This window comes from Vibrio sp. B4-6, from assembly GCF_963888245.1.
Lineage (GTDB): Bacteria > Pseudomonadota > Gammaproteobacteria > Enterobacterales > Vibrionaceae > Vibrio > Vibrio anguillarum.
In genome coordinates this window covers 1-16,476 of sequence record NZ_CAWPIM010000013.1, presented here as the reverse complement: position 1 = coordinate 16,476, position 16,476 = coordinate 1, and the positions used below count along the sequence as shown (strand labels likewise).

The window sequence follows — 16,476 nt, the reverse complement described above, 5'->3', positions numbered from 1 at the left end:
AGCCCCCCTAGCTAAGAGGGAGGCTCATTATTATAGTTATGTTCTGTATGCAGTATTCATGACGGTTGATATAACCACCAGATTAAAGAGCGCCGTAGATTACAGAAGTAATAGCAGCAAGACCACAGATAGTTGTGAAAATCTGTACTGGTGCTGAAGTCTTGAACTTCGCCATTGCAGGGATCTTGTGCATTGCAAATACAGGCAGCAGGAACAAGATGCCAGCAATCATCGGTGCGCCCATGGTTTCAATCATGCCTAGGATGCTTGGGTTTACAATCGTTACGATCCAAGTTGTCAACACGATGAAGATCAGTGACATTTTTTCAATCTTGCTTACTGAGCTATTTGAGCGAGATTTAATCAAACCAACTAGGCCTTCATGTGCCCCTAAAAAGTGACCAAAGTAGCTAGAGGTAATCGCTGCAAAGGCAACAAGAGGACCCATGTAAGAGATGATTGGTGATTCATGGATGTTTGCTAGGTAAGAAAGCACAGAAATGTTTTGCTCTTTTGCTAACGCGAGTTGCTCTGGCGACAGAGACAGCACAACAGAGAACACGAAGAACATCACAAAACCCATCAGCATCATGGCCGAGCCACCAGTGATCATATCGGTTTTCTTAACCGCGTTGTCACCATGTTGTAGGCGTTGCTCTTTAGAGAACTGGCTAATGATTGGGCTGTGGTTGAATGAAAACACGATGATAGGAATTGCAAGCCAAACGATGGTTGGCATCGCAGACCAATCAGGTGCGACTTCAATCATAGAGGTGTTCCACTCTGGAATAAGGTAGAAAGAAAGTGCTAATAAAATGAAAACCAATGGATACACCATGGCAGACGTTGCTTTTAGCATCAGCTCTTTACCAAATACTACGCCAGCCGTCATTGCCACAATCAGCGCACCAGAAAGTAACCAACGAGGAATCGATTCCATGCCAACTTGGTTAACAAGGAAGGAATCAACGGTGTTTGTGATACCAACGCCGTAGATAAGAACGATAGGGTAGATGGCGAAAAAGTATGCGAACGTAATAAGGTTTGCGCCAGTTTTACCAAAATGCTCTTCTACTGTGTCAGTAATATCAGAATCAACATTTTTTGAAGAAAGAACAAAGCGAGCTAAGCCTTTATGTGCGAACCAAGTCATTGGCGCCGCAATTAGGGCTAACATTACTAATGGCCAAAAACCACCCGCACCAGCTTTAATTGGAAGGAAAAGTACACCGGCACCAACGGCTGTACCAAAAAGTGAAAGACACCAAGTGAAATCTTTATAAGTCCACTTGCTAGAGGATTGTACGGCAGATGCCGACGAAGTTGTTGTGTTCATATTGTATTACTCATTTTTGGGAACAGGAAATAAGTCGAGCGCATTTTGCATAATTTTCTCATTCGAAAACTAGATCTAAATCATGTAACGTTCTGGCTTATTGAATGATATGTCAAAAACCCATTTTTGATCACGAAAATGGCGTGCTACATGTGAGTAATGTTAATGATTTTGATTAGTAAAAGTTATCAATATAATGCTTCGATTAACATTTATTCATGCCAAACGTTTGCTTTTGGACGGGATAAGGAAAAATAATCATCCGTGTTATTTAAACTTATGGTTGAATAGTTTGAATATTAATGAGGTTGAATAACTTGTTTTTGCAAAACATGAATGATCTGCGCTGTCATCCCCCAAATAAAATGATGTTGATAAGGGATGGCGAAAACGCGATGTCGTTGATTTTTTACTTGAAATAATTCGCTATAGAGTTTGTTTCGATCAAACAGGTGGTGGGCGGGAACTTCAAATATTTCGTCCACTTCATTGGTATCAATAATGGCCTTGTAATTGGGGTTGATAAAAGCAAGAAAGGGCGTCACTACAAATTTACTGACGGTAACCAATTCAGGCAGTTGCCCAAAAATAGTAATGTCGTTTGCTAGAATTCCAATTTCTTCTCTTACTTCACGAAGCGCAGTGATCTGCAGCGAGCCATCGACTTCCTCATATTTCCCGCCAGGAAAACTGATTTGTCCCGGATGATGTTTAAGGTGCGCAGCTCTCTTGGTTAATACCACATTTAAACCATTCTTCCGCTCAACAAAACCAATTAACACTGAAGCCTTGCGTAAGGTTTGAGGAGCAAGGTGTGCCACACGACGGATAGATTCTTCATGATAAGGCACAGGTTGTTGCAACTGAAAGCGCTGGATAAGCCGATCTTTTGTCAAGGGGGTCGCAGTCTGTACGCTGTTTCTCTTCATTTTCGTTACCTATTCGGATTTTGCGTCTACCTCTTTTTAGCCTAGTTCAATAAACCTTGGAAAGGTTAACGAGGTTGTTCGAGCACAGGTAAAATTCGGCTCAGTTTATCCAGTGTCTCCTGATATTCAAGCTCACACTGACTATCGGCAACAATACCGCCACCAGCCCAAACGTGCAGTTGTTGCTTCTCTGCCACCAAAGTTCGGATAGCAATACTGCTGTCCATTGTCCCGTGGCGGCTAATATAGCCGATGCTGCCACAGTAAGCGCTACGGCGGTGAGGCTCTAACTCCTCAATAATTTCCATTGCACGTACTTTTGGTGCGCCAGTAATTGAGCCTCCGGGGAAGCTGGCTCTTAATAGATCGGCCGCGCAATAGGTGGAATCAAGTTCTGCGCGAATGGTACTCACAAGGTGATGCACGGCAGGAAAACTTTCAATATCGAACAGCTTAGGCACATGTACAGACCCCGGTTTTGCCACACGGCCAACATCGTTTCGTAATAGGTCAACGATCATCAAGTTTTCTGCTTGATCTTTTTCTGCGCAAGCAAGGTCTGCCGCGTTAGCGGCGTCAATGCTGGGGTTATCGCTTCTTGGTCGGGTGCCTTTTATCGGCTTAGTTTCGATGATGTTGTGTTTGACCTGCATAAAACGTTCGGGAGAGACACTCAAAATCGCTGACTTCTCTAGGCGAATAAAAGCCGAAAATGGTGCGCAATTAAACGCTTCCAGTTTTTGATAAGCTTGCCATTCACTGCCTTCATAATGCGCTTGAAAACGCTGTGCAAGGTTGATTTGATAACAATCACCACTGAGCAAATAGTGCTGGATTTGCTCAAATTTCCGTTGGTAGCTCTCTTTACTCATGTTGGATTGCCAATCAGAGCGTAATACAAAATGGCCGTTGTTTTTGGAGTTCTGAGTGTTGAGCCACTGCCATGCTTCATCAATATGATTGCCCACCACGTAGGCGGCTTGGTGCAAATGATCAACGACCACAGCCCATTGATAGAGACCAATCGCCATATCAGGTGTGGATAGATCGTGCTCAGCAAGCGTTGGAATTCGTTCTATCTGCCGCCCTAAGTCATAGGCAAAATAACCGAGTGCACCGCCCACGAAAGGAAGGTCTATATCGCTTTGAACATCGGGCAAATACTGCTGCTGCAACTGTTTGAGCAGTTGGAATGGGTCTACCTGAGAATCATAACGAGACTGCGGTTCGCATACCGTCGTTTTATCCCCTTGTGTCACTAAGGTGACCAGTGGTTCAGCGACTAAAATATCAAAACGGCTATCGATATGCGTCTTAGAGGCGGAGCGCAACAGCATAGCCCACGGGCAGTCTTCGATTTTAGAAAACAATTGGTGAGCGAGATCGACATGGTAAGTCAGTGCGTTAACTTGGATATGATTGAATTCGTTGTTGTTCATTTGCGTAATTTGTGACAAAGAGACCGATCACTGCATGGCGTGTTGAGTAAAGCAAGAGTATCATAAAATGCAAATTAAAAGCTGCTACTTGATTGAATCACATCAATAAGTTGATTTTTTGCTGAGAAGCTTACCGCTTATTGAATGAGGAACATGCAACAGTCAAGGGAAGCATAACAATAACGAGGCACGCAATGACGGTAATTCGCAAGCAGGATGTGATCAGCAGTGTCGCTGACGCTCTTCAATATATCTCTTACTACCACCCTCTGGACTTCATTCAAGCGCTAGAAAAGGCTTATCATCGAGAAGAGAGTCAAGCTGCGAAAGATGCGATCGCACAAATTCTCATTAACTCGCGCATGTCAGCAGAAGGGCATCGACCCATTTGCCAAGATACCGGCATTGTAACCTGTTTTGTCAACATTGGTATGAATGTGCAATGGGAGTCTGATCTCACGGTGCAAGAAATGATTGATGAAGGAGTTCGTCAAGCGTACACCAATCCAGATAACCCATTGCGCGCTTCTATATTAATGGATCCTGCTGGTAAGCGTATTAATACTAAAGACAATACGCCTGCTGTCGTTCATATCAATATGGTGCCAGGAAATAAAGTCGACATTCAAATCGCAGCCAAAGGCGGCGGCAGTGAGAACAAAACCAAGATGGTAATGCTCAATCCTTCCGATGACATTGCTGAATGGGTAGAAAAAACCGTACCCTTGATGGGGGCGGGTTGGTGCCCTCCGGGTATGCTCGGCATTGGTATTGGCGGCACCGCGGAAAAGGCTGCTGTGCTTGCTAAAGAATCATTGATGGAGCATATCGATATTCAAGAACTGATTGATCGTGGTCCACAAAATGCGGAAGAAGAACTGCGGTTAGATATTTTTAACCGCGTGAACCGTTTAGGCATTGGTGCGCAAGGGCTTGGTGGCTTAACCACCGTTGTGGATGTAAAAATCAAAACAGCGCCGACTCACGCCGCGTCTAAACCTGTTTGTATGATCCCTAACTGCGCGGCGACCCGCCATGTTCACTTTACGCTAGACGGCACGGGCCCTGCTGAACTTACACCACCAAAGCTAGAAGATTGGCCACAAATTGTGTGGGACGCAGGAGCAAGCGCGCGCCGCGTCAACCTTGATGCGGTCACTAAAGAAGAGGTTCAAGAGTGGAAAACCGGTGAAACACTGCTTCTTTCCGGTAAGATTTTAACGGGCCGCGATGCCGCACATAAACGACTCCAAGCAATGTTGCAAAATGGCGAAGGGCTGCCTAAAGGCGTCGATCTTAAAGGTAAATTTATCTATTACGTTGGCCCCGTTGATGCGGTGGGTGATGAAGTTGTTGGTCCAGCAGGCCCGACGACATCGACTCGCATGGACAAATTTACCGACATGATGCTTGATGAAACGGGCATTATGGGGATGATAGGCAAAGCAGAGCGTGGCCCTGCGACGGTGGAGTCAATCAAAAACCACAAAGCGGTCTACTTGATGGCGGTGGGTGGCGCGGCTTACTTAGTGGCGAAAGCGATTAAGAAAGCACGCGTGGTGGCATTCGAAGATTTAGGTATGGAAGCCATTTATGAATTCGAAGTTGAAGACATGCCAGTCACGGTTGCGGTGGACTCGCGTGGCGCGAATGCTCACCAAATAGGCCCAGACACATGGAAAGTGAAGATTGCCGAAGCTCAAAAGAAAGCTTAATCTGATCTCATCGCGTTCTCACGATAACTGCAGCTTAGGCTGCAGTTATCGTCTATAAAATAAGTAGATAATTGAAATGCTCATTTGCAAAACTAGGAGGGTAGATGCCTCGTTTTATTAAAATATTACAAATTATTATCGCTATTGTGGTTGGGGTTTTCCTCGGCTATGACCTTATTCTACATGGCATCAGCATCTTCGATGATAAGTACGTCACAATCACCTGCGTGTTATGGGTGATGCTTGAGGCTGCATTGTTTGTGATTTATAAATTAATAGAAGATGATTGAGCCGATGTGAGCAGCTCAACACAGAACAGCGATTTTTTTGGCCAAAAAAGCCTAAGCCTCTGATTCTTGTCAGGGGCTTTTTGTTCATCTCTGATTAAGGTGAATACACATAAAGTAGCGTCATCAAATGAAGTGGAGTGAGTGAATGAAGCACATTCGTCGAGAAATGACTGATTTAATTAACCGTGGATTAGATTCGCATGTTCGAATTGCTGTCACGGGGTTATCGCGAGCGGGGAAAACGGCTTTTATTACCTCCTTAGTGAACCAATTACTGCACACCTCTACCCATGATAATTTACCGCTATTTTCCGCAACGCGTGACCGACGCATTGTGGGTGCAAAACGTGTCCCTCAAACTAACTTAATGGTTCCACGCTTTGCTTACGATGAAGCGATGTCACAGTTACACAGCGAACCTCCACATTGGCCTGTGCCCACTCGTGACGTCAGCGAAATTCGCCTAGCGATCAAATACAAACCTAAAAAGCGCAGTAAAAAATTATTTGGTCACACGGCCACACTTTATCTCGATATTATCGACTATCCGGGTGAATGGCTGTTGGATCTGCCTCTGCTCGAAATGACCTATGAACAGTGGTCAGAACAGCAGTTTTCAGCGCTAAGTGGACTGCGTTCCTCATTAGCCGAGCCGTGGCTTGAGGGGTTAGCTAAACTTGATGTAACGCATGATACCAATGAGCAAAAGCTTGCTTCACTGTCGATGCTGTTTACGGAGTATTTGCACGCGTGTAAAAATGCTGGTTTACATTGGGTGCAACCGGGGCGTTTTGTGTTGCCGGGAGAGCTAGAAGGTGCGCCTGTTCTGCAATTTTTCCCATGCCGTAATCCGTACGGTGAAGACAAGCCGGCTCCCAATAGTAATTACAGCATGTTAAAAGCACGCTATGAAGAATACCAAAACAAGGTTGTGAAAGCTTTTTACAAAAATTATTTTGCCACGTTTGATCGGCAGATTGTGTTAGTCGATTGCTTATCTCCACTCAATGACGGCTACGACTCCTTTTTGGATATGCGTCGTGCGCTTGAACAGATTATGCATAGCTTTCGTTATGGTCGTAATGGTTTACTCAAGCGTCTGTTTGCACCCAAGATAGACAAAGTGCTGTTTGCCGCAACCAAAGCGGATCATGTCACCCCTGAACAACACCCGCATTTGGTGTCGTTACTGCAGCAGATGGTTCATCCTGCTTGGCAAAGCGCCGCCTATGAGAATATTGAGATGAGTTGCATCAGTATGGCATCGATACAGGCCACACAAGCGGGTTTTATTGATAGCGGTGAGCGCACCATTCCAGCCTTACAAGGTGTGACTCTCGACGGCGAAACTTTGACCATTTTTCCCGGCGATGTGCCGAAAAAGTTACCTAACAAAGAGTACTGGCACCATCAAGGGTTTGAATTCACCAGTTTTAAACCAAGAGCATTTAGCTGTGATGAACCTTGCCCTCATATCCGTTTAGATAAAGCGTTGGAATATTTAATTGGAGATAAGCTGAAATGAGTGATTTAAAAACCAAGCAAATCTTTAATCAAAGATTAGAACCACAACAGAAGAGTACGCCAGAGCTTACGGCTCAACAGCAATTTCAAAATAATGAAGCCTTCATTCCAATGCCGATCAGCAATGAAGAGAGTGCTGCGGAAAAAGAGTTGGAGCAAATCATTCGTCCACCACAAGGTCGGAGATGGCGAGCTGCGGCATTAGTTATAAGCTTTGCAGGTTTAATCGGTTGGCAAGCTATCGATTCAGTTATCACGGCGATTCAATCAGCGGACTGGTTAGCATTAGGATGGGCGGGATTTATTGCTGGTTTGGCATCGTTAGGCTTAAGTACCTTAATCAAAGAGCTGTGGAAGTTACGAGCACTTCGCCATCATTTTAGTATTCAAGAGCAAAGCGAACAGCTTATGCAAACCGACAGCGTTGGCCATGGGCTCGCGTTCTGCCAAGCTCTAGCTAAACAAAGTGGCATAAAAACCGAAAGCCCAGCCTATGATCGTTGGTTAAACAGCGTTAATGCTTCACACAGCGATGCTGAAATACTCGATATGTACGATGCTATAGTGGTGAGTGAACAAGATAAACAAGCAACCAAAATCGTCTCACAATATTCAACAGAAGCGGCAGCTTTAGTGGCAATTAGCCCTTTAGCCATCGCAGATATGTTGTTAGTGGCATGGCGTAATTTCACTATGATTGATCAACTGGCAAAACTGTATGGAGTGCCATTGGGTTACTGGTCTCGTCTCTCTTTATTTAAGTCCGTATTGATTAATATGGCTGCGGCAGGTGCCAGCGAACTCGCTATCGACGCCAGCATGGATCTCCTTTCTATGGATTTAGCCGGAAAAGTATCCGCGCGGGCAGGGCAAGGTTTAGGAGTGGGAATATTGACCGCTCGTCTTGGTTTGAAAGCCATGGCACTGCTCAGGCCGATGACATGGCAGCCAGACAGAAAAGTAAAATTAGGGGCGATTCGCAAACAGATCGTCGCAAGAATCGCCGCGCTTACGGTGAAATAAGCAACATTTATCAAATAATATGCCCGAATGTGAACCTCAAAACATGAGATAACTTGACGCCATACAAGGCTTGATAGAAACTACTGTCAACTTTTCCTGACACTTTTTATTAGGATTTTTAAGTGCGTCTTGAAGTCTCTTGTGAAGATAGACTCGGCCTAACCCGAGAACTGCTCGATATTCTTGCATCGAGAAACATTGATTTACGTGGGATTGAAATCGATGTCATCGGCATTATTTACCTCAACTGCCCTGACATTGATTTTGAAACATTCAGTGAATTGATGGCTGAAATTCGCCGAATTTCTGGCGTAAAAGATGTTCGGAAAATTCAATTCATGCCCATGGAGCGGCATAACACCGAGTTAATTTCATTACTCAACAACGTGCCTGATGCGGTGCTGGCGATTGATCTGAAAGGGTTTGTTGATATGGCAAACTATTCAGCGTTATCGCTGTTTAACAAAACAGAGAAAGAGGTGATAGGGCAGCCGATTTCTGCATTATTACCTTTCTTTAACCTATCACGCTGGCTTGAAGGCAACAAAGCACGACAACGTGAGGAGATCGTGCACGATGGTCTCGATTATCTGATGGAGATGATGCCTGTTTATATTACGGGTGAGTCGAAAGAATCCACCTTGGCGAGTACCATGATGATGATTCGTTCTAAAAGCCCTAGCGGCGTCGTCGATGATGCTTTGCCCTTACACAATAACCTTGGTTTTGAACATTTTGTCGGAGTTTCTAACCGCCATAAAGCGCTCATTAGCCAAGCTAAGAAGCTGTCAATGCTTGATCAACCTTTGCTTATAGAAGGCGAAACCGGAACGGGTAAAGAGATGTTGGCCAAGGCTTGTCATAATCGCTCTCACCGTGCCTCCTTTCCTTTCTTAGTTCTGAGTTGTGCTTCAATGCCGGATGATGTTGCGGAAACGGAGTTGTTTGGTCATGCGCCAGGGTCATTTAATCATCAACAAGGCCATAAAGGTATTTTTGAACAGGCGAATGGCGGCACCGTTTTTCTCGATGAAATCGGGGAGATGAGCCCTCATTTACAAATTAAACTACTGCGCTTCTTGCAAGATGGTACATTCCGCCGCGTTGGTGAGGAGCATGAAGTTCATGTTAATGTTCGTGTGATTGCCTCGACGCGTCACAAGTTGGCAGATTTAGCCGAATCAGGCGCATTTCGTGAAGATCTTTTTTATCGTCTGAATGTGTTAACTCTCCGTATTCCTACTTTGCGTGAGCGGTCTAACGACATTCAGCCATTGCTTGAACTGTTCGTGGCGAAACACATTAAGAAAATGGGTATGGTCAAACCACTACTAGCGGAAGATTTGGCGGATCAGCTCTCTCATTACCAATGGCCAGGCAACGTACGACAGTTGGACAACATGGTGCTCAGGGCGCTAACGGAGATGTCTGATAATCAGTTAACAGTGGACCTCTTCCATCTGCCGCAGCTTGAAACCGTTCATACTGGCAATACTCATGTCAATCTTGATGGCTCATTAGATGACATTATGAAAGAGTATGAATCTCAAATTTTGGAACGTTTATACCAGTCTTTCCCTTCAAGCCGTAAGTTGGCTAAGCGTTTAAACGTATCACACACCTCTATCGCCAATAAGCTACGCGACTACGGAATTAGGAAAAATTGATGCAGTCATGCAGCACCTTGTCCCAAGTGTATGAAGTGGACAATGATATTTTAGTGCGAACCGCAAAACTTGAAGATGCGGAGATGATCGCCGCCTATTTTACGAGTAATCGTGAACATTTACGGCCTTGGGAACCTAAGCGAGAAGCGGCGTTTTTTGAGGCTCACGGGTGGGCACAGCGGCTGATTAAACTTGGTGAGCTGCATAAAATGCAATTAGGCTATTATTTGCTCATCATCGATATTAACAGTGGTGACATGCTTGGCACCATTTCGTTTAGTAACCTCTCACGCTTTCCATTTTATGCTTGTAATCTCGGCTATTCGTTAGCGAAGAATGCACAAGGTAAAGGCATCATGGGCCGTGCATTAAAAATGGCGTGCCACTACATGTTTAAGGTACAAAACCTACACCGTATCATGGCTGGTTATATGCCAATCAACAAACGCAGTGAAGCGGTGTTGATGAAAATGGGCTTTCAGGCCGAAGGTCACGCTAAAAATTATTTGCTCATTGATGGCCAATGGGAAGATCACAACCTAACAGCATTGATTAATGCTGATTGGCGCCCAAGCTAATGGGTTATCGTTTTAAAAGTAAAGCGGCTATATTCACAAGTCAGCTAAAACATTAAGGAAATTCAATGTCGTATTTGCCTTTGGATCAATACCAAAGAAAATGGATTTTCACTCACCAATCAATGCCAGTTCCTGAGCAAGATCTGGTGCATATTAAACCCATGTCTCAAGCCAGAGCGGCTCAGTTTTGGCTGGAAAATATCAGTGCTCAAAGCCCAGATTCAGAGAGGTTAAGTTCTCAAGATTGGCCTCGTAAAGCAGGCAGTTGGATCAATGAAATCAGTTGGATGAAAGAATGGGAAAGTGACGATGAATCATTACCCGTTGATATTTTGGCCCATATTGATTGGCAAAATGACGTGACCGTTTATTTTTGTTATGAAAAGTACAATATTATCGAAACCCAATGGTCGGTATTTAAAAAATACTGGAAAAATTTCTTATTTTACGATGATGGACCAATCTTATTGGGGCGTCGCCGTGCTCAAGCGTTATGGTTTGGTTCAAATGGCAAAGTCAAATTGGGTAATAGAAAGTAACGAATAAACGAATAAAAAGCAGCCTAGGCTGCTTTTTATTCGTTCTACAGTACTCGAAAGTTATTTAATTGATACAAACTTTATAACATCACGCTACCCATTCTTTCCTATACTGATCATAAGAGATGTTCGGGAGGGCGTATGGGCGATAAAATTCTCCAATCTGTTGTTGAAATTACGGGGCAGAAAAATGCGGTGTCATTGGGTTATTGTGTCATCAGCGCTCTAGTCGAGATGTTGCCTCTGAAGTCGGCCTGCTTAGAACATTATATTGGACCTCATTCCTATGTCATTGCAAAAGCTACTATCTGTAGCCGGATACCTGGAAAATTTGAAATTAACTGGGAATATGAGGGCGAGACGGTTCCAAGTTATGAACATAACCATTCTGATATCGAGCCCAAAATAGAAGATTTAGGTACAAACGGATACCATTGCATTTACCCTATTGCGATCAACGATAGTTTTTCTGCTAGGTTGTCTCTGATTCTAAAAGTTCCGCCCAAACAATATCGAATGCTTATTGAAGGCTTTGTTAAAATTTACCAAAATTACGTTTTATTATTGCATGAAAATGAGCGTGACAAGCTGACAGGGTTGTTGAATCGAAGGACGTTAGAGGATAGGTTGCGCCTTAGCTTTGATGTGCTTCCTGAAACGACGACAGTAGGCTCAGTGATGCCTTGGGTTGCCATCATTGATCTCGACCATTTTAAACGGATCAATGATAATTTTGGCCATCTGATTGGCGATGAAGTTTTGCTCTTGGTGGCTCAGCAAATGCAGAATTTTTTTCTTAATCAAGAACAACTGTTTCGGTTTGGTGGAGAAGAGTTCGTCATTATTTTTCCTGCCAGTGAGTATGAGGTTGTGCTAAACAGAACCGAGAGGTTTAGACAGCACATCGAGCAGTTTCGTTTTCCTCAGGTTCAACATATCACGCTTAGCATTGGTATCTGCTCTATCTCGCCAAGAGAATATCTCTCAACGATTTTAGATAGAGCAGACAAAGCACTCTACTTCGCCAAAAACCACGGCCGCAATCAAGTACAATGTTATGAAGACTTGTTGCGTAGCGGTGTATTCATTGAAAACGAAGAGGGGGACAGTAGTGCCGAACTATTTTGAACTATTCACCTTATTTCTTCGCCGATAGCGTGCTACCCATTGAGGCAGTGATGATCATCGTAATGGCGATCCATTGCGTTAAGCTTAATTGTTCTTGAAGAATAATTAATCCAGCTAATGCGGCGATGGCGGGCTCTAAGCTCATTAACACACTAAAGTGTTGTGTAGACAAACGCTTTAAAGCCGACATTTCTAGGCAATAAGGTACGGCGCTTGAAAGAATCGCGACAGATAACGCCATAGGCAGTATTGACCACGTAAAAATAGACGCCTCTGATAATACAACGCCGATTGGAAACGCAAACAGGGCCGCAATCGTCATTCCTATCGCAACGGTTGCGCCTCCAGAACCGACACTCCCCGCCCTTTGACCAAACCATATGTAGGCTGCCCAGCATCCGCCGGCCGCTAAAGCCAGTGCAACGCCAATCGGATCAAGTGCATCGACACCCGTTAGATCGGGCAATAAAAAAACAATACCCAGAATAGCAAGCGCAACCCAAATCAGATCTTTTTTGCGTTTAGATGAGAGAAATGCAATGAGTAATGGCCCTGAAAACTCCAACGCAACCCCAATACCAAGAGGAATTCGTTCAATAGCAAAATAGAACATCAGTTGCATGCCACCTAGGCTTGCTCCGTAAATGATCATTGAGCGCCATTGTGAAAGAGAAAGTCGTAACTGCCATGGGCGAAAAATTATTAACAGTATTAATGCAGAGAGACCAACGCGCAGTGCAATTGTTCCACCTGGGCCAACAATAGGAAATAACTGCTTGGCTAGTGACGCGCCAGATTGAATGGTGGTCATGGCCAAGAGTAGAGTTAACACAGCCAAGAATATAGGGGATTTAATCGGTCGCATGCGCATCCATATGAAATAAAAGAAACGGGCCGATTATGCCTGAAAAATAAAGGGGTTAATAGGAACAACGAGCGGTGAATTAAAAGGGGATACCGTGAGTGCAAAACACTCACGGACCAAAAGATAAATAAGTGGGCTTGGCTTAGTGGATGTAGAAACGAGGGTTTGCCGTTCCCCAAATCGTATACAGTTCAGGGAATATGAGCTCTGCGTTTTCTTCCAGCTCACTGACAGTGATTCGGCCTTGCTTTTGCGCGCCAAACAAGGTGACTTCCTGATTAGGAAGGACGCCTTTCACATCGGTTACGTCAACCAATGTGGTGTTCATTGAGGTTACTCCAACCACCTTTGCTCGTTGACCGTTAATCAATACGTCACCGCGATTGCCCATTTTTCTTGGGTAACCATCTGAATAGCCAACAGGCAGATTTGCCAAAACACTCTCTTTGGTTACGCGGTATGTACTGTCATAGCCAACAGTGCTTCCTTTAGGAAGATGATGCAATGACGCAATACGTGTTTTGAATGAGACGATTGACGGATATTCCGGGTTAGTTGGTAAGTCGCCATATAGGACGCCGCCAGGACGTACCATATCAAGTTGTGCTTCCGGTACATTGAGAGCAGTGTAGGAGTTGGCAACATGCAAAATCAGTTCATCGCGTTTTAGGTTTGCTTGCTGAATCAACCAAGCTGAATTGGTATTAAAACTGGCCAACTTGCTGCGGATTTCGTCTGGATTGTAATTGGGGAAATGCGTCATTATCCCAACAATTTGTATGCCACTTTGAGTAGCAATCGCAATCGATTCTTGTTTTCCTGCATCGGTTGACATATCGATACCATTGCGTCCCATACCGCCATCATTTAATGCCACATGTACTCTTATCGTTTTACCTTTTTGCTGGCTTAGCTGAGCGAGTTGCTCAGCTTGCATTTTGCTACCGATGAGCTCTTCGATATCGAACTCGACACTTTGTGCGATTTCATCAATGCTCGCAGAGCGAACACGCATCAACTGGCCTTTAAACCCGCTCTCACGTACGGCTCTAGCCTCTGCATTACTGGTAATTGCGATACAAGGGATCCCTTGCGCGAGAATAGTTGGCATTAAACCGCGAATACCGTTGCCGTAAGCATCAGCCTTCATCACGGCGCAAATTTTAGTTTGGCTGTTGATGTGGCTCTTAAACTGCTCAATATTTTGTTTGAATTGGCCAAGATCGATCTCAAGCCAAGTATTGGATTGCTGAATTTCTTGTATAGAAGGCTCACTGACGTTAAGGCTTAAAGGTGCAGAAGTCGCTGAAAAAGAGGGTAAAGCCATGGCAATTGACAGTGTAAGAAAAGAGGCTTTGAAATTCATTCTATCTCCTAGGTAAGTAAAAACAAGAAAGCCCCGTTAGGGGCTGACTCTATTTTAGTTAAGTTTGAAACGCCCCATTGCGTCTTGCAATGTGACCGATAATTGACTGAGTTCGTGGCAAGCTTGCGCCGTTTGTTCTGAACCCTGCGCGACTTCTTGTGAAGCCGTATGAATATTTTCAATGTTGCGGCTTAGTTCATCGGCAACGGAATCTTGTTCACTACAAGCGCTGGCGATTTGTGTTCCCATATCCGCAATTTGAGCTACTGAGTTTTCAATTGAAACCATCAATTGCTGCGAGTGGGTTCCTTGAACGACGCAAGAGTCAATGCTGACGCGCGAACGTTCGGTTGCTTCTTTTGCTTCGCCTGCCATGGTTTGTAATTTTTCAATAATGGTTGTGATTTCGCCAGTTGAAGCTTGAGTTCTTCCCGCAAGGGTGCGCACTTCATCGGCAACAACAGCAAAGCCTCGGCCAGATTCACCAGCGCGGGCTGCTTCAATCGCAGCGTTCAGTGCCAATAGGTTTGTTTGCTCAGCGATGTTACGAATAACGTCAAGTACCACGTTAATTTGTGTGGATTGTTGTTCTAAATTTGCAACGGTTTCGCCAGCCTGACCAATAATTGTAGCCACTTGTTGAATGGAGCTCACCATCGCGGCATTGTCTGTCGCACCCTCTTTGGCTTTAGTGTTGGCACTACTTGCTTGTGATGCTGAGTCTTCCGTGTTGCGTGCTACATCGGCCACTGCGGCTTTCATTTGCGTCATCGCTGTTGCGACTTGTGTGATCTGATATTGCTGCTCTTTCATACCTTGAGCTGAGATATTGGAGATTTGACTCATCTCTTCCACAGCACTGCTCAGTTGTGTTACAGCGGAGATGATCTCTTCGATCAGTTGACGTAAATTGTTCTGCATCTTTTGTGAGGCATCGGCAAGTTCACCTAATTCGTCATTGCCAATAGCATTACGATCGATCTGTTTTGCTAAGTTACCTTCTGCAATCGCGTTTGCTTGGTCAACAACCAAACGCAAAGGCCCACAAATTATGCGAGTCAAGAAGAGGGTGATAATGACCATGACGACGATAATGGAAACATTACTGATACTTGATGAAGTGTTCAGTGTGTCAACTGCTTTAAGAATATAGCTTTTGTTGCCATCCATTGCTTTTTGCAAGATGCCAATCAGCGTTTTTATGTCGGCTTCAATATGACGAAAATTATCGAGAGATTGGTTTAACAGTTTATGCGCACTATTTTTGTCATTGTTCGCTAAAGCCTGATTAAACTGAGTCATGATCGTTGTGTAACTATCCCAATTAGCCATCAAACTCTTGAATGTTTGCTCCTCTTCTCCTGGCCAAACACTTTTACCATACTGTTTTAAACCTGCATCAACCTCTTGTTGTAATTGACGGCTAGTCACTAGGCGTTGTTTCACTTCGTTTATATCATCGGTGAGCAAGGAAGCAAACTGCGTACGACGCCAATAGGAGAGTTTATCTCCCATTGAATCTACGTGTTGTAGTGCAGGCAGTGTATCGTCGGCAAAATTCACCAACTGACTTTTGACTTCTTGGAGTTCGCTATATAAAAACCAAGCGAAGAGGATGTTGATTAAAGCGATGAGGCTAAATGAGCCTGCAATTTTCTGTCTGATGGATAGATTTTTTAAAAACATGAATGAGTTACCTTTGATTGTTTTTGTCAAAAGTCGCTTAAGCGAACAACATCCATTTACCGACAATGTGATCTACATCCTAATTGGTCGCGGATATTATCATGTTATCTATAAATTGACGATACCTATACTATTAAAGTAGCAGATGTTTGATTGTGCAAAGATAAAACGATTGATTAATTTTAATGATGTGAGGGTGGTTGATTATTGGTTTAACACCTAAGAGTGGTGAGAGGATTTGCAAGCGACCCCTCATTCTGAGTATTTGAGAGTGTCCTGAATTCTGTGTAACTGTCTAAACTTAAGCCTTAAAGGCTAAGGATGGACAATATGGATAAGAAAGCACTCGAAGCTTTTGCTCGTGAAGCAGCAAAGTCAATTAAGACAGAAT

Annotated in this window: 14 protein-coding genes; 8 read left to right on the top strand and 6 right to left on the bottom strand. The window is 44.1% G+C overall.

All coding sequences use genetic code 11. From position 1 onward, the window contains the following. Positions 1-82 precede the first annotated feature (82 nt). From AACV20_RS05890 to pabB, 3 genes are all read right to left on the bottom strand, one after another. Positions 83-1,336: an aromatic amino acid transport family protein gene (locus AACV20_RS05890; protein ID WP_017047579.1), complete on the bottom strand. Its 1,254-nt coding sequence runs from the start codon at positions 1,334-1,336 to the stop codon at positions 83-85. Positions 1,337-1,635: 299 nt separating this feature from the next. Next, positions 1,636-2,265, bottom strand: a complete 630-nt coding sequence (locus tag AACV20_RS05885; RefSeq protein WP_017044764.1) for a CoA pyrophosphatase — start codon at positions 2,263-2,265, stop codon at positions 1,636-1,638. 65 nt (positions 2,266-2,330) lie between these two features. After that, positions 2,331-3,722, bottom strand: coding sequence for an aminodeoxychorismate synthase component I (gene pabB / locus AACV20_RS05880; RefSeq protein ID WP_170907969.1), 1,392 nt, complete (start codon positions 3,720-3,722; stop codon positions 2,331-2,333). Between the two features lie 176 nt (positions 3,723-3,898). Here pabB and AACV20_RS05875 point away from each other — a divergent pair, with 176 nt between their 5' ends. The 8 genes from AACV20_RS05875 to AACV20_RS05840 all read left to right on the top strand — a co-directional run bounded on the left by AACV20_RS05875 (position 3,899) and on the right by AACV20_RS05840 (position 12,168). After that, entirely contained in the window at positions 3,899-5,419 is a 1,521-nt protein-coding gene (locus AACV20_RS05875) for a fumarate hydratase (RefSeq protein ID WP_010320695.1), read from the top strand. Positions 5,420-5,523: 104 nt separating this feature from the next. After that, positions 5,524-5,709 carry a hypothetical protein gene (locus AACV20_RS05870; protein ID WP_010320694.1) on the top strand — a complete coding sequence of 62 codons (186 nt, stop codon included), beginning with the start codon at positions 5,524-5,526 and terminating at the stop codon, positions 5,707-5,709. 145 nt (positions 5,710-5,854) lie between these two features. Continuing rightward, entirely contained in the window at positions 5,855-7,234 is a 1,380-nt protein-coding gene (locus AACV20_RS05865) for a YcjX family protein (RefSeq protein WP_017044762.1), read from the top strand. Continuing rightward, positions 7,231-8,256 carry a YcjF family protein gene (locus AACV20_RS05860; protein WP_170907968.1) on the top strand — a complete coding sequence of 342 codons (1,026 nt, stop codon included), beginning with the start codon at positions 7,231-7,233 and terminating at the stop codon, positions 8,254-8,256. The genes AACV20_RS05865 and AACV20_RS05860 overlap by 4 nt, the downstream gene beginning before the upstream one ends. 122 nt (positions 8,257-8,378) lie before the next feature. After that, positions 8,379-9,923 carry a transcriptional regulator TyrR gene (gene tyrR, locus AACV20_RS05855; RefSeq protein WP_013856782.1) on the top strand — a complete coding sequence of 515 codons (1,545 nt, stop codon included), beginning with the start codon at positions 8,379-8,381 and terminating at the stop codon, positions 9,921-9,923. Then, entirely contained in the window at positions 9,920-10,501 is a 582-nt protein-coding gene (gene rimJ, locus AACV20_RS05850; protein ID WP_170907967.1) for a ribosomal protein S5-alanine N-acetyltransferase, read from the top strand. Before tyrR ends, rimJ begins: the two co-directional genes overlap by 4 nt. A 65-nt stretch (positions 10,502-10,566) precedes the next feature. Continuing rightward, entirely contained in the window at positions 10,567-11,040 is a 474-nt protein-coding gene (locus tag AACV20_RS05845; RefSeq protein WP_010320690.1) for a DUF2947 domain-containing protein, read from the top strand. A gap of 141 nt (positions 11,041-11,181) precedes the next feature. Then, the gene (locus AACV20_RS05840) at positions 11,182-12,168 is read left to right on the top strand and encodes a GGDEF domain-containing protein (RefSeq protein WP_170907966.1); all 987 of its coding nucleotides are present in this window, start codon (positions 11,182-11,184) and stop codon (positions 12,166-12,168) included. Positions 12,169-12,178: 10 nt separating this feature from the next. Here AACV20_RS05840 and AACV20_RS05835 read toward each other — a convergent pair whose 3' ends face one another. The 3 genes from AACV20_RS05835 to AACV20_RS05825 form a co-directional block, all read right to left on the bottom strand. Then, positions 12,179-13,033, bottom strand: a complete 855-nt coding sequence (locus AACV20_RS05835; protein ID WP_170907965.1) for an EamA family transporter — start codon at positions 13,031-13,033, stop codon at positions 12,179-12,181. Positions 13,034-13,175: 142 nt separating this feature from the next. Beyond that, positions 13,176-14,399 carry an alanine racemase gene (gene alr / locus AACV20_RS05830; protein ID WP_170907964.1) on the bottom strand — a complete coding sequence of 408 codons (1,224 nt, stop codon included), beginning with the start codon at positions 14,397-14,399 and terminating at the stop codon, positions 13,176-13,178. Between the two features lie 54 nt (positions 14,400-14,453). After that, positions 14,454-16,085 carry a methyl-accepting chemotaxis protein gene (locus AACV20_RS05825; protein ID WP_026028720.1) on the bottom strand — a complete coding sequence of 544 codons (1,632 nt, stop codon included), beginning with the start codon at positions 16,083-16,085 and terminating at the stop codon, positions 14,454-14,456. Positions 16,086-16,476 lie beyond the last annotated feature (391 nt).

What these genes read in the sequence shown, in the direction of transcription:
- AACV20_RS05890 (WP_017047579.1), bottom strand. Translation starts at nt 1,336, where the DNA reads ATGAACACAACAACTTCGTCGGCATCTGCCGTACAATCCTCTAGCAAG.
- AACV20_RS05885 (WP_017044764.1), bottom strand. Translation starts at nt 2,265, where the DNA reads ATGAAGAGAAACAGCGTACAGACTGCGACCCCCTTGACAAAAGATCGG.
- AACV20_RS05875 (WP_010320695.1), top strand. Translation starts at nt 3,899, where the DNA reads ATGACGGTAATTCGCAAGCAGGATGTGATCAGCAGTGTCGCTGACGCT.
- AACV20_RS05870 (WP_010320694.1), top strand. Translation starts at nt 5,524, where the DNA reads ATGCCTCGTTTTATTAAAATATTACAAATTATTATCGCTATTGTGGTT.
- AACV20_RS05865 (WP_017044762.1), top strand. Translation starts at nt 5,855, where the DNA reads ATGAAGCACATTCGTCGAGAAATGACTGATTTAATTAACCGTGGATTA.
- AACV20_RS05860 (WP_170907968.1), top strand. Translation starts at nt 7,231, where the DNA reads ATGAGTGATTTAAAAACCAAGCAAATCTTTAATCAAAGATTAGAACCA.
- AACV20_RS05845 (WP_010320690.1), top strand. Translation starts at nt 10,567, where the DNA reads ATGTCGTATTTGCCTTTGGATCAATACCAAAGAAAATGGATTTTCACT.
- AACV20_RS05840 (WP_170907966.1), top strand. Translation starts at nt 11,182, where the DNA reads ATGGGCGATAAAATTCTCCAATCTGTTGTTGAAATTACGGGGCAGAAA.
- AACV20_RS05835 (WP_170907965.1), bottom strand. Translation starts at nt 13,033, where the DNA reads ATGCGACCGATTAAATCCCCTATATTCTTGGCTGTGTTAACTCTACTC.
- alr (WP_170907964.1), bottom strand. Translation starts at nt 14,399, where the DNA reads ATGAATTTCAAAGCCTCTTTTCTTACACTGTCAATTGCCATGGCTTTA.
- AACV20_RS05825 (WP_026028720.1), bottom strand. Translation starts at nt 16,085, where the DNA reads ATGTTTTTAAAAAATCTATCCATCAGACAGAAAATTGCAGGCTCATTT.